Genomic DNA, 25,755 nt, shown 5'->3' on the forward strand with positions numbered 1-25,755 from the left:
CCTTTTTCGTGCAGATGGTTACATGAAGTTTCGGGGAATGGTCTTTTCCCAAGTCTTTTCAAAAACCTGTTCACTGCCCTCATAGCCAATCACCCAGGCCGACAGATACCAATTGTCGCGGTCACATGTCAGTTCCGCGTGGCAATCAGTTCGCACCGACCAGTCATCACGTTCCAGATCACAGGTCCAGGCCGCTTCACCCTTAACCGAAGTCGGATCAAGCGGATTGATCGTCCAGGTTTCGCTGCGCACTTGTCGGGTCGACAGGCGCGAATCAGGATGTTCATGAAGACCGGTATCTTCATAGATGCGATAGCGGGTTTCGTTATGCGTCAGATTGCGTTGAACACTCCGTTCTGTCCGGCCCGGTTTGTGTTCGATATATTTCGGCAGCGGATCGGGATTGTCCGGTTCCTTGACCTCAATCTTCTCGTGCGCGCCGAGCAACGGCAGATCAAAAGCAATAGAAGATGGTGATACAGTCAGTCCCGCGTCAAAGGGTGCTGGCAGGATCATCGGCCAATAGGATGTCGACAGTGCAAGCCGCATGCGGTGACCCAGCTTGAGACGATAGCCGCAGGCATCAAGCACAAGCGTGACGGTGACTTTCTGACCGCGCGGCATCGGTTTGGGATCGTTATAATTGGCTTCAAGATCACGATGGGCAAGGTTCAGAACCCCGAACGATACGCGGGTTGCCGTACCATCAGGATGCACATCGACCAGACGTGCGCACAGGTTCGACCAGTCTGCATCGCATTCGACATCAAGACGCAAAACCGGACGGCCCAGAAGGTCAATCTCGGCCTCTAGCGGTGCGGTTTCAAAGACCAGTGATCCGGCGTCATCCGGACGCTGATCAATGGCCATTTCGGCATCGGGTTTCAGCGTGAAATATTCGCCCGATGCGGTTCCGGTATCGAGTGGTGATTTCAAATAGATGTCTGCAGCAGGGGCACTTTCGTCACCTGCCTCGAAGGCGAGCCTGCCGTCATTGACATAGACGGTCTTGGTTTCGGGCTGCGTCCATGTGTCCTTGGCGATCCAGAAGCCCGGATCAAAATCGCGGTGCGGGGCCGGTTTGGGGCCATCAAGGATATAGGCGCGCATCTGCGGCAGCTCGTCGATGCCGTTATCATCACCCCGCAGCCACTTGTTCCACCATTTGATGGCTTCGCCCGTGAAGTCGGCACGCGGCTTTGGCCAGGCGAAATGCGGGTATTTATGTACCCACGGGCCGATCAGGGCCTTCGCGCGATCGGGCATGCCTTCAATCGCGCGCATTGGCGTGTTGCGATAGCCATCAGCCCATCCGGCCAGAACCATCGACGGGATTTTGACGGCATCAAAATCCTCGCAGATCGAGGCATGCTTCCAGAATTCATCGCGGGTCTGGTGTTGAAGCCATTCTTCCAAAAAGAACGGTTCTTCCTTCAGGCGGTGCAGCCACATTGCCCGCCAGTCATCACCCACCAATGCCGGGTCAGGTGAGCGTGACTGATAGGCGAGCATTGTGCCGGCCCATGACAGTTGTGCACCCAAATGACAGCCATTTTTGTAATGAATATCGTCGTTATAGCGGTCGACCGTTGATGCGATGGAAATCACCGCCTTGAGCGCAGGCGGATTAAGAGCAGCAACCTGCAGGCAGTTAAATCCGCCCCAGGAAATCCCCATCATACCGACCGATCCGTTACACCACGGCTGATCTGCAATCCATGCAATCAGCTCACACGCATTGGCCAGTTCAAGTTCGGTATATTCTCCGTCAATCACACCGTCTGATTCACCCGATCCGCGAATATCAATCCGCACGCCGGCAATGCCGGCCTTGGCAAATTCGGGATAGGTCGACTCATCACGTGCACAGGTCCCATCGCCCTTGCGATAGGGCAGAAATTCAAACACCGCCGGAACCGGGTCGTTTTCAGCATTTTCGGGCATCCACATGCGGGCAGCCAATCGGGTGCCGTCTGCGATGGTGATAAAGGTGTTTTCAATAACGGTGAAATTTCGGTCGGACATATTGGGGCGTGGTCCTTTGGAGTGGTTATGTGGGGCTTACTCAAAAAGGCGGCCCATGATCCGGGCCGCCTTTTTTTGTTTTCGCACGGTTTTTAGTGACCGGCACTTTCCATTTTGCGCGTGGCCAGAACTTTTTCCAGCCAGCCGAGTTCCATTTCCGGCACCGACTTCAAAAGAAGGTCGGTGTAATCGTCAAATGGCGGGTTCAGGACCTCGGAGCGTGGGCCGAAATCGACCAGCTTGCCCTGCAGCATCACCGCAACAGAATCGGCAATTGCGCGCACAATTGCGATGTCATGGGTGATGAACAGATAGGACACCTGACGTTCTTTCTGCAGACGTAAAAGCAGGTCAAGAATGCCTTCGGCCACCAGCGGATCAAGGGCCGAGGTCGGCTCGTCACACAGGATCAGTTCTGGCTGTGCGGCCAGGGCACGCGCGATCGCCACACGTTGCTTTTGCCCACCGGAAAGTTCGGCCGGATAGCGGTCATAGAAGGCTTCGCCCATCTCGATTTCATCAAGAAGTTTGATGACTTCCTTTTTGCGTTCCGCACCACGCTTGCCGAAATAGAATTGCAACGGACGACCGATGATCTGCCCGACGGTCTGGCGCGGGTTCATCGCGGTATCCGCCATTTGATAGATCAACTGGATACGTCGCAAATGATCGCGTGACCGGTCCTTTTGGGCGTTGGACAGTTCCTCGTCACCGAATGTGACGCTGCCCTGGAATGGGGGCAGCAAACCGGTGATGACGCGGGCCAGTGTCGATTTACCCGAACCGGATTCCCCCACCACAGCCAGTGTCTGGCCACGCGGCACATGCAGCGATACGTCATGAAGAACCTGAACCCCGTTGCCATAGGCCGCCGAAATGTTTTCAACTTTCAGCAACGCATCGGACTGGTCACGGGCTTCGGTCTGTTTGGTCTGACGCACATTGACAAGCGCCTTGGTATATTCCTGACGCGGGTTTTCAATGATCTGCTGGACCGGGCCATATTCGACGGTTTCACCATTGCGCAGAACCATGATGTCATCGGAAATCTGGGCGACAACGGCCAGATCATGGGTGATGTAAAGGGCGGCGGTGCCGGTCATTTCAATCGCATTCTTGATCGCGGCCAGAACATCAATCTGGGTGGTCACGTCAAGGGCGGTGGTCGGTTCGTCAAAGACAATCAGTTCCGGTTTGGAACACAGTGCCATGGCGGTCATGGCACGCTGCAACTGGCCGCCCGATACCTGATGCGGGAACCGGTTGCCGAAATTCTTGGGGTCAGGAAGACCCAGAATTTCAAACAGATAGTCGGCCCGTTTGCGGGCCTCATCCCGGCTCATCAGGCCGTGTTCGACCGTGGCTTCAATCACCTGATCGCCCAGTTTGTGCGCCGGGTTAAACGATGCCGCAGCCGATTGGGCTACGTAACAGACACGGGCCCCACGGATCTTGCGGATCCCCTTTTTATCAAGCGGCAGGATGTCCTGGCCATCAAGCAGGACTTCACCGCCGGTGATGCGCACACCACCCCGGCCATAGGCCAGTGCCGCAAGGCCGATGGTGGATTTACCCGCACCGGATTCCCCGATCAGGCCAAGGACCTTGCCCTTTTGCAAATCAAAGGACACACCATGGACAATTTCGATATCCATCGGGGCTTCACCCGGCGGGAAGATGGTCGCGCCAATGCGCAGATCGCGTACCGATAAAAGATCAGACATCGCCGCGGCCTCCTTTCAGGCTGGAAGTACGTTTCAGCAACCAGTCGACAACCATGTTGACACAGACGGCAAGGGCCGCAATCGCGCCACCCGGAATAAGGGCAGCCTGAATGCCAAAGATGATGCCGTCCTTGTTGTCCTTGACCATGCCACCCCAGTCGGCGGCGGGTGGTTGAATGCCAAGACCCAGGAAGGAAAGTGTCGACAGGAAGAGGATCGAAAACGCGAAACGCAGCCCGAATTCCGCCAGAAGCGGCGAAAGTGTATTAGGCAGAATTTCACGGAAGATGATCCACATCCGGCCTTCACCCCGCAGTTTGGCGGCCTCGACAAATTCCATCACCGCAACATCAAGAGCCACCGCACGGCCCAGACGATAAACACGCGTTGAGTCGAGAATGGCCATCACGGCAATCAGGATGAAGATGTTTTGCGGCAGGACCGCCAGCACCACCAGGGCAAAAATCAGGGTCGGGATCGACATCATCAGATCGTTCAGGCGCGACAGTCCCTGATCAATCGGGCCGCCGGAAACAGCGGCCGTAAAGCTCAGGAAAATGCCGATTGAAAACGACAGGATCGATGCCGCAAGCGACACAAACAGGGTTGTCTGTGCACCGTAAATCAGCCGTGACAGAAGATCACGACCCAGGTTATCGGTGCCCAGAAGATAAAGATCACTGGCCGGTTCCCAAACACCCGCAACAATTTCGCGTTCCCCATAGGGCGCGATGAGCGGGGCAAAGACAGCACAGCCAAAAGCAAACAGAATGCCCAGAATTCCGATCCAGGCGGTCAGCGGGATTTCACGTAATCTCATCGCGGATGCCTCAGTCTCGGATTGGCGACAATAGCGACGATATCGGCCACCATATTGAGCAGGATATATACCGCCGCAAAGATAAGCCCACAGGCCTGCACAACGGGCATGTCACGTACCGTCACAGCATCAACCATATACTGGCCCATACCGGGATAGACGAAGACAACCTCGACCACGACAACACCGACCACCAGATAGGCAAGGTTAAGGGCAACAACGTTAACAATCGGGGCAATGGCATTCGGAGCCGCGTGTTTGACGATCGCCTTGAAGGCGCCAAGGCCTTTCAGCTCGGCCGTTTCCATGTAGGCCGATGACATCACACTGATAATGGCCGCACGGGTCATGCGCATCATATGTGCGAGTACCACCATCACCAGTGTTGCCGTCGGCAGGGCAATGGCGGCCAGTCGTTCTGACCAGCTCATATTGTCATAGACCGTGGACGGGAAGGTCGCGACCCCCATCTGAACGGCAAAGAACACAATCAGGATATAGCCGATGAAGAATTCCGGCAGGGAGATCGCGGCAAGCGACAGAACGTTGATCACGCGATCAGGAATACGGTTGCGATAGTGAACCGCGACCATGCCAAGCCCGACCGCAAGCGGGACCGAAATCGCCGCCGCGAAGAACGCAAGAAACAGCGAGTTGCCAAGGCGTTTGGTGATTTGTTCGGTCACCGGCGCACCGCTTGCCCAACTGTTGCCAAAGTCGCCTTGAACAACGCCGCCAAGCCATTCGAAATAGCGCGTGGTAATCGGGCGATCCAGGCCAAGGTCAGCGCGGATATTGGCAATCGCCTGCGGTGTTGCAGACTGACCAAGATAGGTTTCGGCAAAATCGCCCGGAAGGGCTTCGACTCCGGCAAAAATCAGAATTGATACAGCCCAGAGCAACAACAAACTCAAACCCAGACGTTCGGCAATCAACACCGATAACGGATGGGTTTCTTTCAGTCTGTGTCGCGTGGCTCGTACGCCGGCCAAGGGATTGGCCATGAACACATACTCCCCCTTAATGGCCTGAACGGAAATTCAAGACGGGTGGGACGGCAAAGGATCATTTGCCTCCATCTGGAAATTTCGATCAGACCATGTGTCAAACAAACAGGCGAACAACAAGACGGGGACCACGGTCAAACCAACCGTGATCCCGCAAGTCTTCAATCATCGGGATGCAATGCATCCCGGTTGATTAGCTGTTGATCCACAGACGCGTCGCAACATAACCGTTCGACATGTCGTTCCCGATGTCATCGACAAATCCGGAAACGTTGGTCGTGGTTGCGTTCACGAAGTCATTGAACATCGGCAGGATAAGACCACCGGTGTCACGGACCATCAGTGCCATGTCGTGATACATTTCCTTACGCTTGGCCTGATCAAGTTCAGCACGCGCTTCGAGAAGGATCTTGTCGAAGTCGGTGTTGAAGAAGCGGGTGTCGTTCCAGTCAGCACTCGACAGATAGGCCGTCGAATACATCTGGTCCTGGGTCGGACGACCACCCCAGTAAGAGGTTGAGAACGGCTGAACGTTCCAGACGTTTGACCAGTAACCGTCACCCGGCTCGCGCTTGATTTCGATATCGATCCCGGCTTTTTTCGCGGTTTCCTGATAGAGAACCGCCGCATCGACAGCACCCGGGAAGGCAACGTCAGACGTGCGCAGCAGAACCGAACCGTCATGGCCGGACTTCTTGAAGTGGAAGGCCGCCTTGTCCGGGTCATAGGAACGCTGTTCGATGCCTTCCGGGAACAGGGCATAGGTTTCGTTGATCGGGAAGTCGTTGCCGACCTTGCCGTAACCGCCAAGGATCTTTTCGACCATGGTTTCACGGTCCATCGCGTATTTCAGCGCCAGACGCAGGTCGTTATTGTCAAACGGTGCGGTGTTGCAATGCATGATGAAGACATAGTGGCCACGGCCCGAAGTGGTCTGAATTTCGACATTCGGTGCACGTTTCAGAAGGCCAACGGTCTTCGGATCAACGCGGTTGATGAAGTGAACCTGACCCGATGACAGGGCTGCCATACGTGCGGTGGCATCGTTCATCACGATCATTTCGACAGAATCAACAAAGCCGCGATCGGTGCGCCAGTCGTTTTCGTTTTTAACGAAGGTTGCGCGTACACCGGCTTCGAAGTTGTCGATCTTGAACGGACCGGTACCGATACCGGCATTCGGGTTGTCATAACCGCCACCCGGCTGGATCACGAGGTGATAGTCGCTCAGCAGCAGCGGAAGATCAGCGTTGCCTTCCGAAAGCGTCAGAACAAGATCGCCGCCCTTGTTTTCGATGCCTTTGATCGAGCCCAGAACACCCAGTGCGCCGGACTCGGACTTTTCGTCGGTGTGGCGGTTCAGGGTTTTGACAACATCGTCGATGGTCAGTTCGGAGCCGTCATGGAACTCGACACCCTTACGGATTTTGAACGTCCAGACCGATGCGTCGGCATTCGGTTCCCAGGATTCTGCAAGCGATGGGACGGCAAGGCCGCTGGTCGGGTGCGATTCAACCAGGGTGTCACCCCAGTTACGGTTCATGGCAAAGGTGAATTGCGAAGAGGATTTTGCCGGATCAATAACGTCGGTCGAAGCCCCGCCCTGAAGGCCAAGTTTCAGATGCCCGCCGCGCTTTGGTTCCTGTGCCATGGCGGCCTTGCCATAGAGGCTTGTGGCGGCGGCAAGGGTCAGGCCGGCGGCCATCGAACGGCCGATGAATTCACGACGGTTCATTTCAGATGCTGTGACGCGTGACGCGAAATACTTGATAGGGTCAGTCATCCCTGTTCCTTCTCTGATGCTTTTGATTTTGCTGAATTATTTTAATGGTGTGGCAGATCCTACCCGCGATTTGGTTGTGCTTGGTTGTGCAGGTTGGGGTGTCGTTCAGACACAAACGGGCATGCAGCATGAAGATGTGCTGTTGCGCCATGGCACCGTTATTGCGCAGTTGATCAACTCCCCCGTTGGCCACAATAATTTTCCCTTTCGGGTATGTGCACGGCCATGGATGCCTGCCTTTCACAAGACGGATCCAGCAAATATGTCCATTCAGAACTTATGGTGTTCTGATCTGGAGGCACATGTTGTGTGGGACAGACAGTGCACAAATCGCGCACATCGTGACACGAGTTTGGGGGCTTCATCAAGCCAAGTGCGCATGGCCGTGCGATTTTTCGGCATCCGGGGATAGAGTTTCACCATGTGAAACTCTCTGAAAAATAGAATAGAAATCCGATGGAATTTGCCAAGAAACGCCTTGCCAATTAAGGGGTTTACGGGTGGGAAAGCTGATGGCTTGGATAGGCCGATTTAGAGCGAGAAAAATTTTTTAAAATTTTCAAGTTCGAACATCGAAAATTCGCTTAAAGGCACCGGATGTTCTGTTTGGAAACCTGAAAAATAATCATTTGGCGATTCGACTTTAGGCGCAGTTTCCCAATGTGGTCAGGTCAATTTTCGACGACGAGTACTGTCAAACGGTGTGCTGGAATTTTACGGCAAATATTGCAGCATTGCTTGTGCGCACTTTCGAAAGCCCGTTTTTGATTTTGCGTACCGTCAATGTTAGGTTCTTTTCGCTGCCCTGATATTTCGTGAAACCACGGACTTCAGGGGTGGTGCACATAACGGAGGAATGAATGTATCAGAAGATGCTCGTGCCTGTCGATTTGGCCCACGTTGAAAAATTGGATAAAGCAATTAAAACGGCGGTCGATCTAGCCAAGCATTACAAGGCCGAGATAAGCCTTCTAGGTGTCGGTACCAATACGCCGTCATCTGTGGCGCATACGCCAAAGGAATTTGAACAGAAACTTCAGGCTTTCGCCGAGGATCTGGCGTCCAAGCATGGTGTAAGCACCAAGGCGGTCGCGCATATTTCGCATGATCCGGCAGTGGATCTCAGCAAGGAACTTGTCGCCAAGGCCGACGAGCTTGGTGCCGACGTCATCGTCATGGCATCGCACGTGCCCGGTATTGCCGACCACATTTTTGCGTCTCATGGCGGATATGTCGCGTCACACTCGGATCTTTCTGTATTCCTCGTGCGTTAGGGGATACGGACGAACCTTTACGGCTAGGGGTAGCTATATATTCATTTAACCTAGGGAGTTTCAAATGGGGTCTGAAGCTGACACGGGCATTGAAAGCCCGGACGGTGCAGCGAACCCGATTGATACAGAATATGAAATCGGGCAAGACAATATCCAAGCAGAGATCGGGCCATTTGGACTGGATGTCCATAACCCGGTCTTTCTGATTTCGGGTCTTGCAATTGTTGCATTCGTCTTTCTCACCCTGGCTTTTCAGGAAAGTGTCGGGCCGATGTTCAACGACCTGCGTGGTTGGCTGACATCGTCGCTTGACTGGTTCTTCCTGTCTGCTGCCAACGTATTTGTCGTGTTGTGTCTGTTTCTGATTGTCTCGCCGCTCGGCCGTGTGCGCCTTGGCGGTGCGGATGCAACACCGGATTATTCCTATGCGGGCTGGTTTGCCATGCTGTTTGCTGCCGGCATGGGCATCGGTCTTATGTTCTATGGCGTGTCAGAACCGATTTCGCACTTCACATCCTCGATGGGTGGAATTGCTGTCGGTGAAGATGGTCTTCGTACCGACTGGGCGCCGCTTGGTGCGGCCGCCGGTGATGCCGATGCTGCATTTGATCTTGGCATGGCTGCGACCATCTTCCACTGGGGTCTTCACCCATGGGCGATCTATGCCACTGTCGCACTGGCACTGGCACTGTTTTCCTTTAACAAGGGCCTGCCGCTGACCATTCGTTCGATCTTCTATCCGATCTTTGGTGAACGTGTGTGGGGCTGGACCGGTCACCTGATTGATATTCTGGCGGTGTTCGCTACCCTGTTTGGTCTTGCAACTTCGCTTGGTTTCGGGGCGGAACAGGCCAATGCCGGGCTTGATTACCTGTTTGGCATTTCGGTTTCCGATACATCGAAGGTTTTCCTGATTGTCGGGATTACCGGTGTTGCACTTATTTCGGTGCTGGCGGGTCTTGATGCCGGGGTGAAGCGTCTGTCGGAAATCAACATGATCCTTGCAGCACTTCTGTTGCTGTTTGTGGTTCTGGTTGGTCCGACAATGGAAATCATCACTGGTTTCTTCTCCAGCCTGCTGTCATATGCGCAATATCTTCCGGCACTTTCAAACCCGGTCGGTCGTGAAGACGCCAACTTCAGCCAGGGCTGGACGTCCTTCTATTGGGCGTGGTGGATTTCCTGGTCACCGTTTGTCGGCATGTTCATTGCGCGTGTTTCGCGTGGTCGTACCGTGCGTGAATTCATCACCTGCGTTCTGATTATTCCGTCGCTGGTGTGTGTTCTGTGGATGACGGCCTTTGGCGGCACCGCGGTGCATATGGTAACCGAAGGCGTGACGGCGATTGCCGAAGCAGGTCTGCCGATCAAACTGTTCACCATGCTCGATCAGCTTCCGCTGCAAGCCATCACGTCCTTTATCGGGATTGTTCTGGTGATCGTGTTCTTCGTGACCTCGTCTGACTCTGGCTCGCTTGTGATTGATACCATCACCGCAGGCGGCAAGGTCGACGCACCGGTCCCGCAGCGCGTGTTCTGGTGCACCTTCGAAGGTCTTGTTGCGATTGCATTGCTGCTTGGCGGTGGTCTTGGATCCTTGCAGGCGATGGCGGTTTCGACCGGCTTCCCGTTTGCGATTGTCCTTCTGATGGCCTGCTATTCGATCATCCAGGGTCTGCGGACCGAACCCAAGGCCGTCGGTGCCAATTCCGAGGCGACGGTCAGCAAGGACTAGAATATCGACATATGCGTATCTCGCCGTTTGGCGGTAATGATACCTGGTCAAAGAAAAGGGGCGCCAACTGGTGCCCCTTTTTCATTTCGCGCAAGCATGTTGCGTCTGGTGGTATGTGAGCAATGCCGATGTGCTTATTGCGCGGCGCCCGTCAGCTCGATAACCATGTTGTCGTCATTGTCCTTGAGAACAAGACGCCCATCAACAAAATCCCAGCTACTGACCAAGACGAATGCGCCGCTAAAGGCATTTTCGATCTGCATGGCGTTGTCGGCGATGCACATCTTTCGTGTCATGACGAGCTGCGCGACACCCAGTGACGATCCCGCCTGTTCGTAACTGCCGGAATACTGATTGCAGCCTGCATTGCCCGACACCATGCCGTCGCTGGAAAATGTCGCGGTCGCCATGACAGGCGGGGTCGGCGACAGGGTGCTGTTGCCATCAATGACCTGCACCAGTTGCCATTCCTGATCAGTTACACTTCCCCAATCCGGTGTCATGTTGCCTGTGGATGCGGTGCTGCAGGCTGCAAGTGATGCCAACGCAACCAACGCCAAAGGCAAGACGATCCTGTGTTTAACCTGACGCATATCTGAATTCCTGTAATGCTTGCGCGGCCCCCGCGCGATCCTGTCATTCGCAAATTCTGGTGATGGTATCATATTTTGAAAGTCGTTGGCGCCAAAGGCGCTTCTGGTCGCAACCAAAACAGCTTTGCGCGCAGGGATGGCTTGTGGCTATGTTACGGATCCTGCAGGCGCATTATCCTTGCGCCCGTTTCCCGGTTCCAAAGCCCCACTTTGAAAATCAAGGTTACCTGACGATGAAGATTTCCGTGAAAGATGCCCACGCACTTGTGTGCGAAACTTTGATGCGCTGCAATGTGCGGGCAGACAATGCGGCCTCGGTCGCAACTGCACTTGTGACGGCCGAGGCATCCGGACAAGGGGGACACGGTTTTCGTCGCGTGCCGGCCTATAGCGCGCAGGCAAAGGTCGGCAAGGTTGATGGCATGATCAGCCCGATCTTTGAAAAGCCGACACCTGGCGTTTTGCGCATTGATGCGCAGCATGGATTTGCCTATCCGGCACTGGATCTGATGATGGATCACTTGCCCGACATGGCCCGCACCCAGGGGATTGCGATTGCCGCAATCCACAGATCGCATCATGCGGGGGTGATGGGTCTTACGGTCGAACGTCTGGCGGAAAAGGGATTGGCGGCGATGATGTTTGCCAATGCCCCGGCGGCCATGGCGGCATGGAATGGGCGGCGCCCGATGTTTGGCACAAACCCGATTGCTTTTGGCGTACCGGTCGGGGATGCCGGTGATCCGATCATCATCGACCTTGCGCTTTCAAAGGTCGCGCGCGGCAAGATCATGGCTGCCAAGCAAAAGGGCGTCGCCATTCCCGATGACTGGGCGCTTGATGTGGATGGCAATCCGACCACCGATGCGGTCAAAGCCATTGATGGCACGATGATCCCGGCAGGTGGGGTCAAGGGGGCGGCACTTGCCATGATGGTGGAACTTCTTGCGGCTGGTCTTACCGGTGCACAGTTCGGTCACCAGTCTTCGTCACTTTTTGATGACAAAGGCGCACCGCCTGCGCTTGGACAACTGATCATTGCCATTGATCCCAAGGCAACCGGCGGTGTCGGTGTAATGGATCACCTCGCCTATATTGCCAACGAGATTGCCGCAGAAGAAGGTGTTCGTTTGCCGGGGCGTCGCGGCAAGCAGGCACGCGCACTTGCCGAAGCGGAGGGGCTTGAGATCGAAGACGACGTCATGGAGACCATCAGTCAAATTAAATAAATTTCGCGATTGGTCCGTCTATCTCGGTGTCAAAATCGTTGATGCCGAATGTTTGACTGTTCTGTAGTTTTAAAATTGGACATTCATCAGACAAATGCTTGCTGACAATTTTGAAAATGTTACAGAAATAATTTCGGAATTACCGGTGAATACTTCGATGAATTCTTGATGTATAGACAAGTTTAATTGTTGTCGGGGCAATATGCTCTGCGTAATCATCGAACTGTAACATCAGTGTCACCGTAGAGTCGCGGTTTGTGCGTAGCTTCTTCTTCCAGCGAAACACATTCAGGCGACTCTTTTGATGCTGGTTGTAGATATCTCTGGACTGAACAAAAGCTTTACCCGCGACAAGCGTGCGCTTAGCGGCGTCAAACTGCAGGTGCGGGAAGGCGAGATGGTGGCGCTGATTGGCGCATCGGGTTCGGGTAAATCCACACTGATCCGTCATATTGCCGGTTTGCTGCGCGGTGATCGCGATGGCGGCAAGATCGTGGTGTTTGGCGAAACCATTCAGGAAAATGGCAAGATTTCACGCGGTGCCCGCAAGGTGCGCTCCGAGATTGGTGTTGTCTTCCAGCAATTCAATCTGGTTAGCCGTCTTTCGGTTCTGACCAACGTCCTGATGGGGCTTTTGGGCCGTGTGCCGGCATGGCGCGGGTCGCTTGGTCTGTTTACCAAAACCGAAAAGATGCGCGCCATGAGTGCGCTTCATCGTGTTGGCATTGATGCCCATGCGTCGAAAAAGGCACGTAACCTCTCGGGTGGTCAGCAACAGCGCGCGGCGATTGCGCGCACCATTACCCAGGGTGCTCGACTTATTCTTGCTGACGAGCCGATTGCATCGCTTGATCCGGCATCGTCCCGCAAGGTGATGAACACGCTTGATCGCGTAAACCGCGAAGACAACGTCACCGTCATCGTATCGCTTCATCAGGTTGATTACGCAAAAGACTACTGCAAACGCACCATCGCCATGCGCGATGGTGAAGTTGTTTTTGACGGACCGTCAAGCGAACTGACGCCGCAATTCCTTCAGGAACTTTACGGCGAACATTCTTCCGAACTTTTTGCCGATGGTGCGGCAAAGGCCGCAGAGCCCGTTACACGGCCCATCGCAGAAAAGGACCTGGCTGTCGCAACAAGCTAGCCGGGCCAGTTGTCATGACTGCCTTACCTTCTCGAAACATGTCGAAATCTATTCTGACAGGGGACTTCTTATGAACGTTAAGACAATCGCATCCGCAGCATTTGCGGCCACGATGCTGGCATCCGTCGTTGCCAAGGCCGATGTTGAATTCAAGCCACTCGAACAGGATCCGGAAACCATCGTTTTCGGTATCATTTCGACAGAATCTACTTCCAACCTCAAAGCTCAGTGGCAGCCGCTGATCGATGACATGGAAGAAGCACTTGGCAAAGACGTCGAGGCATTCTTTGCACCGGATTATGCCGGCATCATCGAAGGCATGCGTTTTGGCAAGGTTCACGTTGGCTGGTTTGGTAACAAGTCGGCAATGGAAGCTGTTGACCGCGCCGGTGGCGAAGTCTTCGTTCAGACCTCCAAATCCGATGGTTCGAACGGTTACTACTCCCACATCATCACCCAGGCTGATAACGACAAGGTCAAAACCCTTGAAGACATGCTGAAATGTGATGGTTCGCTGAACTTCGGTATCGGTGATCCGAACTCGACCTCGGGCTTCCTGGTTCCGTCCTATTATGTCTTCGCGAAAAACGGCGTTGACCCGAAGGAATGCTTCAAGACCGTTCGTAACGCCAACCACGAAACCAACCTGATGGCGACTGCCAACAAGCAGGTTGATGTTGCTGCCAACAACTCCGAGCAGCTTGGCCGTACCAAAATGAACAAGCCGGAAATCACGGACAAGGTCAAAGTCATCTGGACCTCGCCGCTGATCCCGTCTGACCCGATGGTTTACCGTAAAGACCTGTCGCGCGAACTGAAATCCGAAATCAAGGCATTCTTTCTTGGTTACGGTCGTTTCGGTGATGTTGAAAGCGCCAAGGAAGTTCTTGCCAACAACTCCGATGGCATGGGTCTTTTCATGGAAAGCTCGAACGCGCAGCTTTACCCGATCCGTCAGCTGGCCCTGTTCAAGGACAAGCTGAAAATCCAGAACACCGAAGAGCTTTCTGCTGAAGAAAAAGCAGAACGTGTTGCCGAGATCGACAAGAAACTTGCTGAACTCGACATCCTGGTTGCCTACCAGTAACCGACTTTTCGACAGGGAGTGCATCAAAGGTGCGCTCCCTGTTTGCTTTTAATTCCGGGATTTGAACGATGAACAGCAGCATTTCTTCGACATCATCTGTCGCAACGGAGCTTCCGCCGCGTGACCTTAAGCGGTCGGCATCAAGCTTCCTGCTTTGGGCGATCATCCTTGGACTTCTGGCCATGTCGTGGGAGGGGGCAGATATGCGCCCGATGGCGCTGTTTGAAAACAGCGGCAACATGGTCGACTTCGCCGAGGGCTTCTTCCCGCCCGACTTCCTGATGTGGAAGATGTATGTCGCAGAAATGTGGATCACCATCCAGATTGCGATCTGGGGCACAGCGCTTTCAATCGTTTGCTCGATCCCGTTTGGCATTCTTTCTTCTGAAAATATCGTCCCTGTCTGGGTCTATCAGCCGGTCCGTCGCCTGATGGATTCCTTCCGCGCGATCAACGAAATGGTCTTTGCCATGTTGTTCGTTGTTGCGGTCGGGCTTGGCCCGTTTGCCGGTGTCCTGGCCCTTTGGATTCACACCACGGGCGTTCTGGCCAAACTGTTTTCCGAGGCAGTCGAAGCAATTGATCCCGAACCGGTCGAAGGCATTCGTGCAACGGGGGCCAATGCGCTTCAGGAAGTCATCTTTGGCGTGATCCCGCAGGTCTTGCCGTTGTGGATTTCCTATTCGCTCTATCGTTTCGAGAGCAATGTGCGTTCGGCGACTGTGCTGGGCATTGTCGGGGCCGGTGGTATCGGCATGGTGCTGTGGGAATATATCCGTGGCTTCTATTACGCGGAAACAGCCGCCGTCATGATCATCATCATTATTTCGGTCAGCCTGCTTGATATGGTGTCCCAGCGTCTGCGTAAACTGGTGACCTGATCATGGCTTTCAACATTACGCAGGCCAAACCGGCAATGAAGGCATTGTCGGAACAGCCCACGATTGACCAAACAGCGATTGTCGTTGATTGCGAAATGGGGATCTGGACCGAAGTCGGTGCACGTACCTCGATGCGCGAAACGAAAATGGATGACTATTCCTATGTCGTGAATGACAGCGAAATCATCTATTCCGATATCGGCAAGTTCGTGAACATCGCTGCCCATACCCGGATCAACCCGGGACAGCATCCGATGGATCGGGCGTCGATGCATCATTTCCAGTATCGCTCCGGCGCCTATGAACTGGGCGAAGATGATCCGGCGTTCTTTGACTGGCGTCGCGAAAAACGCGTGCGTCTGGAACATGATGTCTGGATCGGGCACGGCGCGATTGTGCAGGGTGGTGTAACCATCGGCATCGGTTCTGTCGTGGGATCGGGTGCGGTGGTGACCAAGGATGTCCCGCCCTACACGATTGTGACAGGTATTCCGGCAGTCCCCCTGCGCCCCCGGTTCGAGGCAGACATCGTCGATGCGCTTCTGCGTATTCGCTGGTGGGATTGGTCGCATGAAATGCTACGCGAAAGATTGCAGGATTTTCGAACGCTTCCGGTGCGTGACTTTTGCCTGAAATACGATACGGTTTAACCGATCAATATTTCCCAATGATTTGATGGATGCCGAAGGTTAAGCTACTGACCTTTGGCATTTCTTGCCGCGTCACCCGTTTCCAGAGTTCACTCATGACCGACCAATATCAACGCTACGCGCTTTATTATGCGCCAGAACCGCAAAGCGCGTTGGGGCAGTTTGGCAATGCCTGGCTGGGGCGGGATCCGGAAACCGGAAACCAGTTGGCTCGTCCAACTGTTGCGGGCTTGACGGAAGCCGAGATTGTGGCGGCAACGACGTCGCCAAGTCGCTATGGTTTTCATGGTACTCTGAAACCGCCATTTGCACTGCCACGCGGCATGGATCGTGGCGATCTGGAAACCACCGTTTCGCGACTTTGCAAAACGACTGCACCGGTAACGTGCGGACATCTGGTCTTAAAGGCGATTGGTCGTTTTCTGGCACTTGTTCCGACCGAACCGGTCGCAGATCTGGCCGCCCTTGCGGCAACACTGGTGCGCGAACTCGATGATTTTCGCCAGCCCGAAGACGAAGCGGCAATGAACAAGCGCCGTGCTAGCGGTCTGACGGATCGGCAGGAAGCCTATCTTGTGCGCTGGGGCTATCCCTATGTCATGGAAGAATTCCGCTTCCATCTGACATTGACCAACAAGCTGTCAGACGATCAGATCGATCCCCTCAAAGCGGCACTTTCAGGCTTGGTCGCACCGCTGTGTCAGAACCCATTTACTGTCCGCGAAGTCTGTCTGTTTGGTGATCCGGGGGATCAGAAGCCGTTCAAACTGGTGAAACGTTTCTCATTGGCAGGATAAAAATGCTGCGCTTTTAAGGTGCAGCATTTTTGGATGGCTGAAAGAGCCTCAGGCGCGGTTTGCAATTGGTTGTGGCATTTCAATTGCGTGGATGAAGCGCGCGATGCCGGTTTCAAGATCGGCATCGTTGTCAACATGAACAACATGATCGCCCTCAACCTGATAGGCGGATGCGCGTGCAAGCCGACGTTCGATATCAAGGGCATCTTCGCGCCCGCGGGCTTCAAGCCGTTTGCGCAATGCCTCGCTGCTGGCGCGGATGCTGATCACCCGGACGTTGTTTTGCCCGACAAGGGCACAGGCATCTGAAATGACGCTGCGCGATACATTGACGATGACGGTTTTGCCTGCCTCGACCTCGCCAAGAACATGGCGCGGGATGCCGTATCCCAGATCATGGGCCATCCAGCTCAGCAGGAACGCTCCCTGACGTGCCATTTGTCCGAAATCTTCGGGCCGGACGGGGATGTGTGTTTCTCCAACCGATCCGGCCGGGCGGGTGATGCAGCGCCGTGGAAAGCAGAATTGCTTGTCTTGGGCAAGTCTTTCGCGCGCTGCATCGAGAAGGGTGTCCTTGCCAACACCACTTGGGCCAACGACAAGGACCAGAAGTCCGTATCCTGATCTGCAATTATGTGCAGGCGCGCCGGTCATGACACCCGCACGCCTTCGCGCCAGACGCCGCGTACAATCGGATGGTGCGGGGAATGATGTACATGGATCAGATCACCACGTTTGCCAACCGCAATCTCGCCGCGATCATCGAGCCCGACCTGGGTCGCCGGATTAAGCGACACGGTGCGAATGGCGCGTGGCAGATCGTAACCTTCGAACTCGTCAAACAGCTTCATCGCGCCGTGCAAAAGGCTGTGCGGGACATAGTCGCTTGATATGATGTCGAGATAGCCGTGCTTTGCCAAATCACCGGCAGCAACATTGCCGCTATGCGATCCTCCGCGCACAAGGTTCGGGCCCCCCATCATCACACCAAGTCCACCTTCATGGGATGCCTTGGCGGCTTCAAGCGTGGTGGGGAATTCAGCCACGGTCATTTTGTCTGCAACCGCCTCGGCGACGTGCTCGGCGGTTGCGTCATCGTGGCTGGCGAGTGCAAGGCCCTTCGCATGGGCCTGTTCGACCACATGACGGCGGTGCTTTTCGGAATAAAGCTCGGCATCGCGACGGCGGGTGGCGATGAATTTGCGCATTTCCTCGTCGTTCAGGCCGTATTTGCCCTGATAGTAGGTGTAGTAGGCATCAAGGCTGACGAACTGGCGCTGACCCGGTGTGTGATCCATCACCGAAAGCATGCTGACCAGAGGCAGGTCGATCAATTGACCAAGGGCCTCGACCATGCCCGGGAAGGATGTTTCGCAGCGCAGATGGAGCTTGTGATCGGCGCGCAGCAATGCATTTTCCAGCGCGTGTTCAAGGGCATTGACCGATTCAATCAGTCTGACAATGCGTTCCGACCCTTCATTGACGTCACCGATGGATACCGCATCAAACACGGTGGTGATCCCGGCACTGGCAACCTGGTTGTCATGGGCAACAACGGCGGCTGTTGCTGGCCAGCGTGTCTTCGGGCGCGGGGTCAGGTGCTTGTCGAGGTTGTCGGTATGCAACTCGACCAGGCCCGGCATCAGGTAATCGCCACCCATGTCCTCTGCCCCTGGCAGGTTCGATGGACGATCGGAAATATCGCTGATCTTGCCGTCCTTGACCTGCACGGCGCCATCAATGACTTCGTTGGCCAGAACGAGCTTGGCATTGGTAAAAATCTGTTCAGTCATTGGCCCCAACTTTAAACGAAGTCACATCAAACGACCCGGTGCAGACGGCATCACGGGTTTCATGGTCATGGAAAATGCCGGCAATCGCCGCCCCACGGCTTTTGGCTTCTTCAATCAGCGCCAGAACTGTGGCGCGATTTTGGGCGTCAAGCGATGCGGTCGGTTCATCAAGTAGCATGATCGGATAATCGGCAATAAAGCCGCGCGCAATATTCACACGTTGTTGTTCCCCACCCGAAAAGGTCAGCGGCGAAAGCTGCCATAGACGTTCCGGTATGCGTAGACGGGTCAAAAGATCGCGTGCCTTGTCAGTGGCGGTCTTGCGATCCGTGCCAAGGGCCACCAGCGGTTCGGCAACGATATCAAGGGTCGGCACACGCGGGATCACGCGCAGGAACTGCGAAACATAGCCCAGCGTGCGCTTGCGGATTTCCAGTATCGAATGCGGGCTGGCGGTGGTGATATCAAGCCAGTCGCCATCATGGAGCACCTTGATGGACCCTTGAGAGCATGTGTAATTGGCATAAAGCATGCGCATGAATGTACTTTTCCCCGATCCGGATTCACCGGTCAGCGCGATGCATTCACCAGCCGAAAGCATGAATTCAACGCCCTCAAAAACCGGGATGGTCACGCTGCCCTGAGTATGCAGGGTAAAGCTTTTGGCGACGTTTTGAGCATGAAGCATTTCAGACATTTTCTTCGCCCCGGTCAGTTTTGCAGAATGGAAGAAACAAGCAGCTGCGTATAGGGATGCTGCGGGTCATCAAGAACCTGATCGGTCAGGCCATGTTCAATGACCTTACCTTGTTGCATCACCATCAGCCGGTGCGAAAGAAGTCGGGCGACTGCCAGATCGTGGGTGACGATAATCACCGCAAGATTAAGGTCGTGAACCAGCCCGCGCAGCAGATCGAGCAATCTGGCCTGAACAGAAACATCAAGCCCACCCGTGGGTTCGTCCATAAAGACGAGGCGCGGGCTGGTTACGAGGTTGCGGGCAATCTGCAAGCGTTGCTGCATGCCGCCCGAAAAGGTTGAGGGCAGGTCATCAAGGCGCTCTGACGCGATTTCAACCTTGCCAAGCCAGCTGTCCGCATTGCTGCGGATGTTGCCATAATGACGATCACCGATCGCCATCAGCCGTTCGCCAATATTGGCCCCGGCACTGACATTCATGCGCAATCCATCACGCGGGTTCTGATGGACAAACGCCCAGTCGGTGCGCATCAAAAGGCGACGCTGTGCTTCGGACATCTGATAGACATCGCGCACGCCATCAATGCGGGTCTGATATTCAACCGTCCCGTTGGTCGGTTCCTGCTGGGCGGAAATGCTGCGCAGCAAAGTGGACTTGCCAGATCCTGATTCACCCACAATGCCAAGCACTTCACCGGGGCGGAGTTCAAAGCTGACATCCTTGCAGCCAACCCGGTCGCCATACATCATGGTCAGGTTATCCACGCGCAGAAGCGGTTCGTTCATTTGGGTCATTATTCTGCTGCCTTTCCGCGATCTGCGCTACCTAGGGGTTGGTCATGATGTTGCGGGCCGCGATGGCCGGCTTCTTGTCGTTCCGCGCAGTAATCGGTGTCTGAGCAGACAAACATCCGGTTCCCCTGATCATCGAGGATGACTTCATCAAGGTAACTGTCGCGCGCACCGCACATGCCGCATTCATCTTCCCAGGTCTGGACTTCGAACGGATGATCCTCGAAATCGAGGCTTTTGACCTTGGTGTAGGGCGGCAGGGCATAAATGCGCTTTTCGCGACCAGCCCCGAAAAGCTGAAGGGCCGCCATATTGTTCATTTTCGGATTGTCGAACTTTGGCGTCGGGGACGGGTCCATCACATAGCGATCATCGACCATCACCGGATAGGCATAGGTCGTCGCGATATGACCATGACGTGAGATGTCTTCATAAAGCTTCACATGCATCAGCCCGTATTCTTCAAGCGCATGCATCTTGCGCGTTTCGGTTTCGCGCGGCTCAAGGAAGCGAAGCGGTTCGGGGATCGGCACCTGATAAACAAGAACCTGATCCTCGCGCAGTTCCTTTTCCGGGATGCGGTGGCGGGTCTGAATGATCGATGCCTCGGCGGTCTTTTCCGTGGTGGCCACCTGTGCTGTCTTGGCAAAGAACTGCCGGATGGAAACCGCGTTGGTGGTGTCATCCGCCCCCTGATCAATGACCTTAAGCGTATCATTCGGGCCGATTACGGCGGCTGTCACCTGAACGCCCCCTGTGCCCCAGCCATAGGGCATCGGCATTTCGCGTCCGGCAAACGGGACCTGATAGCCCGGAATCGCCACGGCCTTAAGCAGGGCGCGACGGATCATGCGTTTGGTCTGTTCGTCAAGATAGGCAAAATTATAGTCCGGTGCCCCGTCGGCCGGATTTTTGACAGTCTGTTCCATGGGATTACTCCGCGGCCTCGGGTTGGGATGTGCCATTCTCAGCTTCGGCTTTCGCCAGACGTTCCTCGACCTCGGCGCGCATGCGACGCACCAGCTCAAGTTCGCCCTGGAAATCGACATAGTGTGGCAGCTTGATATGTTCGACAAAGCCGGTGGACTGAACATTGTCGCTATGTTCCATCACGAACTCGCTGTCCTGTGCCGGGCCCATGATCTGTTCGCCCATTTCATTGGCGCGCATGGCACGATCGACCAGGGCCATCGAAATGGCTTTGCGTTCGTTCTGGCCAAACACAAGACCATAGCCACGGGTAAATTGCGGCAGCTTGGTTTTTGATCCCTTGAACTTGTTGACCGTCTCGCACTCGGTCAGTTCGATGTCACCGATATCAATCGCAAAGCCGAGTTCTTCTGGCTCGATCTCGACCGAAACGGTGCCATAGCGGATCTCACCGACAAAGGCATGGCTGTTGGCATAGCCGCGCTGTGTGGAATAACCGAGTGCCAGAACAAATCCCTCATCACCGCGTGACAGGTTCTGCAAACGCAAGTCGCGCCCGGCCGGGAATTTAACCGGCTCGCGGGTCAGATCGGCGACCGGGGCGTTTTCATCGACCGGAACCGGTTCATCCTGAATAAGACCTTCATAGTTCAGGATGTCATCCAGAACGCGCGGCATGGTCTCATCGATCGGATTTTCACCACTCGGTGCCTCGGTCGGTGCTTCGCCGTTGGCCATCAGGGTGAAATCCAGCAGGCGATGGGTGTAGTCAAAGGTCGGGCCCAGGATCTGTCCGCCGGGCAAGTCCTTGAAGGTTGCCGAAATGCGACGCGATACGTCCATTTCGGCGGTTTTGATCGGCTTGGAAAAGGCAAAACGCGGTAAAGTCGTGCGATAGGCCCGCATCAAAAAGATCGCCTCGATCAAATCACCACGGGCCTGCTTGATGGCAAGGGCGGCCAGATCGCGATCATAAAGCGACCCTTCGGCCATGACGCGGGTGACGGATAGCGACAGTTGCTGTTCGATCTGATCGGTTTCGATCTCGGCAATGGTCTTGTCGCCGCGGCGCTGCTCGGCCAGAAGCTTGTGCGCATTGTTGATGGCGCGTTCGCCACCTTTTACTGCAACATACATGATTAAATGACCTCGATCCGGGTGGTTCGCGACAGGGCGGCGATCTGGGTTTCGCTTGCGAAAATCACATCAACACCGCAGGGAAACAGGTGATGGTTTTCTGCGCGCCATGCGTGGAAGCTTTCAGGAAGCGCCTTGATGCAAAGGCTGTGCGTATCCTTGATGCCCGGCCCCTTCAGGGTCATGGACGGGCGATCTGAAATCTCATCGACCATCAGGATCAGGGTTGCCGATTGATCAGGATATTCCGCATTGCCGACGGCAAGGTCTGTGACGAAGGACAGATCATCGGAAATGCGCGCAATTGCAAAATCGGCCTGTTTGACATCCGTGCTGATCGGGCAACCACAATGGAATTTCAAATGATCGCCTGCGGCCTTGGTCGCGCAACTTGGTGACAGCCAGATGGTCGTATCCATATCGGCCATGGCAAGAAGCGTTGCGGTGGCGGCTTTGTTCAGGCCATCGGGCGCGGAAACACTGACCGGCAAATCATAAATGCGACCGGGCCGCGACATCGCATCAAGCAGGGCGCGGAAAACAGCGTTTGAATCAAATGCCGCATGGTCAAAACCGGGCAACAAGTCACTTGTCTGGGCGGGGGGGGATTGGGGTTGGGGCGTCATTCGTCTTCTCCGCGGACAAGGGTGAAGAAATCAACTTTGGTGGCGGCAACCTTGCGCGCATGATCGCGTTTGGCTGCGGCCTGTTCGGCGGCCAGGGTGTCGATGAAATCGCTTGCCGATCCGTCGCGGAGCATCACCGCATCAAACAGGGCGGCATATTGCGCCTGAATGCGATCACGTCCCTTGACGTAGGAATGCCCGACCGTGCCGTCAGACAGTGTGACGGCACAACGCGTCACCGTCATTTCGCCAAGGTTGAAACGCTGTCCGGCGCCACCAGCACGGCCGCGGACCATCACCATGCCGATTTGCGGTTCGCGCAGGTGCGTCCAACTTTCACTACCGTGGTTTTCCGACCATTCGGTTTCAAGGCGGGCGCGCGGTGTGCGGGCCAAAACCGACATCCATCTTTGGCGCGCGGCAATATGCGGATCGGTGGGGGTGTCTGCATTCCGGTTTTGATCTGTCCGGGCATTCGGGGCGGGGTGCGCCGTCATCAAATTGATCCCTTTTCAACTTATGTCGACAAATTCAAAATTTGTCTAGACGTCTATACCTATTGACGTTATAAGACGATCCAGCACCGAAGGCAAAGGTCTTGCGGTGAAAGTTTTGTGAACGGGGAATGCAATGGATTGGGAACCAGGCCTATCTATTTGGAAGCAAATAGAAAAGCAGCTTCTGGCTGATATTTCGGAGGGCGTTTTCACACCCGGCGAAAAGATGCCGACCGAGATGGAATTGGTCCGGCGCTTTGGGGTGAATCGTCATACGGTGCGCCGTGCCATGGCCGCACTTGTCGATTCCAATGTTGTCCGTGTCGAACAGGGGCGCGGCGCCTTTGTTCAGGAACAGATCCTTGACTACCCGCTTGGTTCGAAAACCCGGTTTTCGCAGATCGTATCGGGCCGCCATCGCTTGCCCGACAAACGCCTGATCTCGTCCGAGGTCCTCAAAGCCAATTCGACCATCGCGCAGTTCCTGGATGTCAAACCGGGCACGCGGGTGATTGAACTGTTTTCGGTATCCGAGGCCGATGGCGTCCCGCTTGCGGTTGCGACAAGTTATCTTCCTGCCGCGCGCTTTGACGGAATTGTCGAGATATTTGTCGAAACCAAATCGCTTACGGAGGCCTTCAAGCGCTTTGGGATTGATGACTACACACGAAAGACCACGCGCATTTCGGCAACGCTTCCGTCATCACGTGTGGCCAACCTGCTTAAACAGGCGCGCAATCGACCGGTGATTTCGACGGAAAGTGTCGATGTTGATTCAGCCGGTGCGCCAATCGAATACGGTGTCACCGCCTTTTCAAGCGACCGGGTTCAGTTGATCGTCGAGTAGGGAATGGGTAGCGGGTGTGCTGCCCTAGTATTCCCGACCCGGACGGGCCCTGTAGACCGGGAAGCTTAGCTTGAACTTGATCGCACATGCCCGCATCAGGAATGAGGCAAAGAACGCAATCACGGCAATCGGCCCGCGCGGCAAATCAAGGATCGCTGTGCCAATCACATAGATCCCTGCACCGACCAGCGCACAGGTGATATAAATCTCCGGGCGCAGGATCAGCGGGATTTCGTTACAGACCACGTCACGCACCATGCCGCCAAAGGTGGCGGTGATCATGCCCAGAACGATTGCGACCAACGGGGATACCCCCAGATTAAGGCCGATGGCCGCCCCAGTGACCCCGAACATTGCCAGTCCCAGTGCATCCAGCCACAGCAAAGCAACATAACGTCGTTCGACAAGATGGGCGGTGAAGTAGGTGATGACGGCAGCCCCGATGCAGGTCACAAGCCAGGTGGTATCGCGTATCCAGAAAACCGGTGTTGCCCCGGTAATGACATCGCGCACAGTGCCGCCGCCAATACCGGTAAAGGTCGCAATCAGGACAAATCCGACCATGTCCATCTGACGACGGGATGCCTCAAGCGCGCCGGTAATCGCAAAAACGGCGACCCCCGCCAGTTCAAGCCAATAGATGATTTCAGTAATCGTCATGATGTCCTTTGCGGGGCCTGCCCGTGATCTGTGGGTTGCGAAACGGGATGTTCTATCGGCATGCGCAATCTGGCTGCTGCAACATCTTCAAGCTGTTCACGCAGCCAGAGATGCGATGGATCGTGCTGATAGCGTTGGTGCCAACACATGAAAATAGGAAGATCAAGCGTGCCTTTCTTAAGGCCTGCGAGCGGCATCGGCGCACGGGCAAAATCACGCAGCGCATGTTTTTGCAGAAGGCTAGGCAAGGTTGCGATCATATTGCTTCCACGCAGGAATTCGGCAATGGCGGTAAAGTTCGGTACCCGCAAAACGATGTTGCGTTTAACACCCTGATTTTCAAGCATATCGTCAAACTCAAGCGTGCGATTATTGCCATAGCGCACCGTGATATGGCGTGCGGACAGATAATCGTCATCGCTTTGCGGGGCGTCGCGCATCTCCGGATCATAAAACACCATGTAATGATCGGTCAGAAGACGCTTTTGCACGATATCAACACCTTCGGGTGGCCGCGGCGAAATCAGAAGATCGCAATGATTTTCGCGCAACAAGGCCGGTCCGGGCAGAAGGGACGGCACCACCGTCATCCGGATATTGGCAAGCGCGCCTTCCAGATTGCGAAACAGCGTCGGCAACAACAGATCACGCTGCAGATCGTTGGCGGCAATGGTCAGGCTCATGGATGCGCCATCGGGTTCGAAATGCGCACCACTGGCAAAGGCCTGCATCTGATCAAGAAGAAACCGCGCCTGTTCGGCCAGGTTTTGTGCATGCGCAGTTGCCACGATCCCGCGCCCGGATTTGGTGAAAAGCGGATCGCGCATGATCCGGCGCAATTTGGTCAAGTTATGACTGACCGCCGATTGCGTCACGCCAAGCCGTTCGGCGGCAGCCGTGACCGACCCTTCTTCAAGAACGGCCAGAAACAGACGCAGCGCATGGCCGTCCAGTTCCAAATGATCAAAATTGCTCATGAATAAGATGATAAATGATGCATTTATTTTATGCAATTGGCC

General features: G+C 55.0%; 25 protein-coding genes. 9 read left to right on the forward strand and 16 right to left on the reverse strand.

Annotation, left to right across the window (positions count from 1 at the left end; genetic code table 11):
• Positions 1-18: 18 nt before the first annotated feature.
• From WBY09_RS14135 to WBY09_RS14155, 5 genes are all read right to left on the reverse strand, one after another.
• Positions 19-2,025 carry a CocE/NonD family hydrolase gene (locus WBY09_RS14135; protein ID WP_336233065.1) on the reverse strand — a complete coding sequence of 669 codons (2,007 nt, stop codon included), beginning with the start codon at positions 2,023-2,025 and terminating at the stop codon, positions 19-21.
• A gap of 92 nt (positions 2,026-2,117) precedes the next feature.
• Positions 2,118-3,749 carry an ABC transporter ATP-binding protein gene (locus tag WBY09_RS14140; RefSeq protein ID WP_008889681.1) on the reverse strand — a complete coding sequence of 544 codons (1,632 nt, stop codon included), beginning with the start codon at positions 3,747-3,749 and terminating at the stop codon, positions 2,118-2,120.
• Positions 3,742-4,569 (reverse strand): ABC transporter permease, encoded by an 828-nt coding sequence (locus tag WBY09_RS14145; RefSeq protein ID WP_008889682.1) that lies wholly within the window; start codon positions 4,567-4,569, stop codon positions 3,742-3,744. The genes WBY09_RS14140 and WBY09_RS14145 overlap by 8 nt, the downstream gene beginning before the upstream one ends.
• Complete coding sequence (locus WBY09_RS14150) at positions 4,566-5,573, reverse strand: ABC transporter permease (RefSeq protein WP_008889683.1); 1,008 nt, start codon at positions 5,571-5,573, stop codon at positions 4,566-4,568. Before WBY09_RS14150 ends, WBY09_RS14145 begins: the two co-directional genes overlap by 4 nt.
• Before the next feature lie 196 nt (positions 5,574-5,769).
• Complete coding sequence (locus WBY09_RS14155; RefSeq protein WP_008889684.1) at positions 5,770-7,359, reverse strand: ABC transporter substrate-binding protein; 1,590 nt, start codon at positions 7,357-7,359, stop codon at positions 5,770-5,772.
• Positions 7,360-8,219: 860 nt separating this feature from the next.
• Between WBY09_RS14155 and WBY09_RS14160 the strand changes: the two genes are divergently transcribed.
• Complete coding sequence (locus WBY09_RS14160) at positions 8,220-8,633, forward strand: universal stress protein (protein WP_063089282.1); 414 nt, start codon at positions 8,220-8,222, stop codon at positions 8,631-8,633.
• Between the two features lie 64 nt (positions 8,634-8,697).
• Entirely contained in the window at positions 8,698-10,368 is a 1,671-nt protein-coding gene (locus WBY09_RS14165) for a BCCT family transporter (protein ID WP_008889687.1), read from the forward strand.
• A 134-nt stretch (positions 10,369-10,502) separates the two neighbouring features.
• Here the strand turns inward: WBY09_RS14165 and WBY09_RS14170 are convergent, their stop codons facing one another.
• Positions 10,503-10,961 (reverse strand): META domain-containing protein, encoded by a 459-nt coding sequence (locus WBY09_RS14170; protein WP_336233066.1) that lies wholly within the window; start codon positions 10,959-10,961, stop codon positions 10,503-10,505.
• A 233-nt stretch (positions 10,962-11,194) separates the two neighbouring features.
• Here WBY09_RS14170 and WBY09_RS14175 point away from each other — a divergent pair, with 233 nt between their 5' ends.
• The 6 genes from WBY09_RS14175 to WBY09_RS14200 all read left to right on the forward strand — a co-directional run bounded on the left by WBY09_RS14175 (position 11,195) and on the right by WBY09_RS14200 (position 16,755).
• Positions 11,195-12,190, forward strand: coding sequence for an Ldh family oxidoreductase (locus WBY09_RS14175; protein ID WP_336233067.1), 996 nt, complete (start codon positions 11,195-11,197; stop codon positions 12,188-12,190).
• 304 nt (positions 12,191-12,494) lie between these two features.
• Positions 12,495-13,340, forward strand: coding sequence for a phosphonate ABC transporter ATP-binding protein (gene phnC / locus WBY09_RS14180; protein WP_008889690.1), 846 nt, complete (start codon positions 12,495-12,497; stop codon positions 13,338-13,340).
• A gap of 70 nt (positions 13,341-13,410) precedes the next feature.
• Positions 13,411-14,427: a phosphonate ABC transporter substrate-binding protein gene (phnD, locus tag WBY09_RS14185; RefSeq protein WP_008889691.1), complete on the forward strand. Its 1,017-nt coding sequence runs from the start codon at positions 13,411-13,413 to the stop codon at positions 14,425-14,427.
• Between the two features lie 68 nt (positions 14,428-14,495).
• A complete protein-coding gene (gene phnE / locus WBY09_RS14190) occupies positions 14,496-15,308 on the forward strand; it encodes a phosphonate ABC transporter, permease protein PhnE (RefSeq protein WP_008889692.1) in 813 nt (270 codons plus the stop codon).
• 2 nt (positions 15,309-15,310) lie between these two features.
• On the forward strand, positions 15,311-15,958 hold the full coding sequence (locus tag WBY09_RS14195) for a chloramphenicol acetyltransferase (RefSeq protein WP_286792370.1): 648 nt from the start codon (positions 15,311-15,313) through the stop codon (positions 15,956-15,958).
• 95 nt (positions 15,959-16,053) lie between these two features.
• Positions 16,054-16,755, forward strand: a complete 702-nt coding sequence (locus WBY09_RS14200; RefSeq protein ID WP_336233068.1) for a DUF1045 domain-containing protein — start codon at positions 16,054-16,056, stop codon at positions 16,753-16,755.
• A 48-nt stretch (positions 16,756-16,803) separates the two neighbouring features.
• On the opposite strand, the gene phnN is transcribed toward WBY09_RS14200, so the two are convergent.
• Genes phnN through phnG form a run of 8 tightly spaced genes read right to left on the reverse strand, consistent with a single transcriptional unit; the run spans position 16,804 to position 23,229 of the window.
• The gene (gene phnN, locus WBY09_RS14205; RefSeq protein ID WP_336233069.1) at positions 16,804-17,409 is read right to left on the reverse strand and encodes a phosphonate metabolism protein/1,5-bisphosphokinase (PRPP-forming) PhnN; all 606 of its coding nucleotides are present in this window, start codon (positions 17,407-17,409) and stop codon (positions 16,804-16,806) included.
• On the reverse strand, positions 17,406-18,548 hold the full coding sequence (locus WBY09_RS14210) for an alpha-D-ribose 1-methylphosphonate 5-triphosphate diphosphatase (RefSeq protein WP_336233070.1): 1,143 nt from the start codon (positions 18,546-18,548) through the stop codon (positions 17,406-17,408). The genes phnN and WBY09_RS14210 overlap by 4 nt, the downstream gene beginning before the upstream one ends.
• Positions 18,541-19,245 (reverse strand): phosphonate C-P lyase system protein PhnL, encoded by a 705-nt coding sequence (gene phnL / locus WBY09_RS14215; RefSeq protein ID WP_336233071.1) that lies wholly within the window; start codon positions 19,243-19,245, stop codon positions 18,541-18,543. The genes WBY09_RS14210 and phnL overlap by 8 nt, the downstream gene beginning before the upstream one ends.
• 14 nt (positions 19,246-19,259) lie before the next feature.
• On the reverse strand, positions 19,260-20,042 hold the full coding sequence (gene phnK, locus WBY09_RS14220; protein ID WP_443082663.1) for a phosphonate C-P lyase system protein PhnK: 783 nt from the start codon (positions 20,040-20,042) through the stop codon (positions 19,260-19,262).
• On the reverse strand, positions 20,042-20,968 hold the full coding sequence (locus WBY09_RS14225; RefSeq protein WP_064781257.1) for an alpha-D-ribose 1-methylphosphonate 5-phosphate C-P-lyase PhnJ: 927 nt from the start codon (positions 20,966-20,968) through the stop codon (positions 20,042-20,044). The genes phnK and WBY09_RS14225 overlap by 1 nt, the downstream gene beginning before the upstream one ends.
• 4 nt (positions 20,969-20,972) lie before the next feature.
• A complete protein-coding gene (locus WBY09_RS14230; RefSeq protein ID WP_336233072.1) occupies positions 20,973-22,106 on the reverse strand; it encodes a carbon-phosphorus lyase complex subunit PhnI in 1,134 nt (377 codons plus the stop codon).
• Positions 22,107-22,108: 2 nt separating this feature from the next.
• Complete coding sequence (phnH, locus tag WBY09_RS14235; protein WP_336233073.1) at positions 22,109-22,732, reverse strand: phosphonate C-P lyase system protein PhnH; 624 nt, start codon at positions 22,730-22,732, stop codon at positions 22,109-22,111.
• Positions 22,729-23,229: a phosphonate C-P lyase system protein PhnG gene (gene phnG, locus WBY09_RS14240; protein ID WP_336233075.1), complete on the reverse strand. Its 501-nt coding sequence runs from the start codon at positions 23,227-23,229 to the stop codon at positions 22,729-22,731. Before phnG ends, phnH begins: the two co-directional genes overlap by 4 nt.
• 133 nt (positions 23,230-23,362) lie before the next feature.
• Here phnG and phnF point away from each other — a divergent pair, with 133 nt between their 5' ends.
• The gene (gene phnF, locus WBY09_RS14245; RefSeq protein WP_287444231.1) at positions 23,363-24,076 is read left to right on the forward strand and encodes a phosphonate metabolism transcriptional regulator PhnF; all 714 of its coding nucleotides are present in this window, start codon (positions 23,363-23,365) and stop codon (positions 24,074-24,076) included.
• Positions 24,077-24,100: 24 nt separating this feature from the next.
• On the opposite strand, the gene WBY09_RS14250 is transcribed toward phnF, so the two are convergent.
• A complete protein-coding gene (locus tag WBY09_RS14250) occupies positions 24,101-24,736 on the reverse strand; it encodes a trimeric intracellular cation channel family protein (protein ID WP_336233076.1) in 636 nt (211 codons plus the stop codon).
• Complete coding sequence (locus tag WBY09_RS14255) at positions 24,733-25,713, reverse strand: LysR family transcriptional regulator (RefSeq protein ID WP_336233077.1); 981 nt, start codon at positions 25,711-25,713, stop codon at positions 24,733-24,735. Before WBY09_RS14255 ends, WBY09_RS14250 begins: the two co-directional genes overlap by 4 nt.
• Between the last annotated feature and the right edge of the window lie 42 nt (positions 25,714-25,755).

The sequence above is a fragment of the Thalassospira sp. CH_XMU1458 genome, assembly GCF_037027205.1.
GTDB lineage: Bacteria > Pseudomonadota > Alphaproteobacteria > Rhodospirillales > Thalassospiraceae > Thalassospira > Thalassospira tepidiphila.

Excerpts from the sequence above, each read along its gene's own strand:
- WBY09_RS14135 (WP_336233065.1), bottom strand. The coding sequence starts at position 2,025 with ATGTCCGACCGAAATTTCACCGTTATTGAAAACACCTTTATCACCATC.
- WBY09_RS14140 (WP_008889681.1), bottom strand. The coding sequence starts at position 3,749 with ATGTCTGATCTTTTATCGGTACGCGATCTGCGCATTGGCGCGACCATC.
- WBY09_RS14145 (WP_008889682.1), bottom strand. The coding sequence starts at position 4,569 with ATGAGATTACGTGAAATCCCGCTGACCGCCTGGATCGGAATTCTGGGC.
- WBY09_RS14150 (WP_008889683.1), bottom strand. The coding sequence starts at position 5,573 with ATGGCCAATCCCTTGGCCGGCGTACGAGCCACGCGACACAGACTGAAA.
- WBY09_RS14155 (WP_008889684.1), bottom strand. The coding sequence starts at position 7,359 with ATGACTGACCCTATCAAGTATTTCGCGTCACGCGTCACAGCATCTGAA.
- WBY09_RS14160 (WP_063089282.1), top strand. The coding sequence starts at position 8,220 with ATGTATCAGAAGATGCTCGTGCCTGTCGATTTGGCCCACGTTGAAAAA.
- WBY09_RS14165 (WP_008889687.1), top strand. The coding sequence starts at position 8,698 with ATGGGGTCTGAAGCTGACACGGGCATTGAAAGCCCGGACGGTGCAGCG.
- WBY09_RS14170 (WP_336233066.1), bottom strand. The coding sequence starts at position 10,961 with ATGCGTCAGGTTAAACACAGGATCGTCTTGCCTTTGGCGTTGGTTGCG.
- WBY09_RS14175 (WP_336233067.1), top strand. The coding sequence starts at position 11,195 with ATGAAGATTTCCGTGAAAGATGCCCACGCACTTGTGTGCGAAACTTTG.
- phnC (WP_008889690.1), top strand. The coding sequence starts at position 12,495 with ATGCTGGTTGTAGATATCTCTGGACTGAACAAAAGCTTTACCCGCGAC.
- phnD (WP_008889691.1), top strand. The coding sequence starts at position 13,411 with ATGAACGTTAAGACAATCGCATCCGCAGCATTTGCGGCCACGATGCTG.
- phnE (WP_008889692.1), top strand. The coding sequence starts at position 14,496 with ATGAACAGCAGCATTTCTTCGACATCATCTGTCGCAACGGAGCTTCCG.
- WBY09_RS14195 (WP_286792370.1), top strand. The coding sequence starts at position 15,311 with ATGGCTTTCAACATTACGCAGGCCAAACCGGCAATGAAGGCATTGTCG.
- WBY09_RS14200 (WP_336233068.1), top strand. The coding sequence starts at position 16,054 with ATGACCGACCAATATCAACGCTACGCGCTTTATTATGCGCCAGAACCG.
- phnN (WP_336233069.1), bottom strand. The coding sequence starts at position 17,409 with ATGACCGGCGCGCCTGCACATAATTGCAGATCAGGATACGGACTTCTG.
- WBY09_RS14210 (WP_336233070.1), bottom strand. The coding sequence starts at position 18,548 with ATGACTGAACAGATTTTTACCAATGCCAAGCTCGTTCTGGCCAACGAA.
- phnL (WP_336233071.1), bottom strand. The coding sequence starts at position 19,245 with ATGTCTGAAATGCTTCATGCTCAAAACGTCGCCAAAAGCTTTACCCTG.
- phnK (WP_443082663.1), bottom strand. The coding sequence starts at position 20,042 with ATGACCCAAATGAACGAACCGCTTCTGCGCGTGGATAACCTGACCATG.
- WBY09_RS14225 (WP_064781257.1), bottom strand. The coding sequence starts at position 20,968 with ATGGAACAGACTGTCAAAAATCCGGCCGACGGGGCACCGGACTATAAT.
- WBY09_RS14230 (WP_336233072.1), bottom strand. The coding sequence starts at position 22,106 with ATGTATGTTGCAGTAAAAGGTGGCGAACGCGCCATCAACAATGCGCAC.
- phnH (WP_336233073.1), bottom strand. The coding sequence starts at position 22,732 with ATGACGCCCCAACCCCAATCCCCCCCCGCCCAGACAAGTGACTTGTTG.
- phnG (WP_336233075.1), bottom strand. The coding sequence starts at position 23,229 with ATGACGGCGCACCCCGCCCCGAATGCCCGGACAGATCAAAACCGGAAT.
- phnF (WP_287444231.1), top strand. The coding sequence starts at position 23,363 with ATGGATTGGGAACCAGGCCTATCTATTTGGAAGCAAATAGAAAAGCAG.
- WBY09_RS14250 (WP_336233076.1), bottom strand. The coding sequence starts at position 24,736 with ATGACGATTACTGAAATCATCTATTGGCTTGAACTGGCGGGGGTCGCC.
- WBY09_RS14255 (WP_336233077.1), bottom strand. The coding sequence starts at position 25,713 with ATGAGCAATTTTGATCATTTGGAACTGGACGGCCATGCGCTGCGTCTG.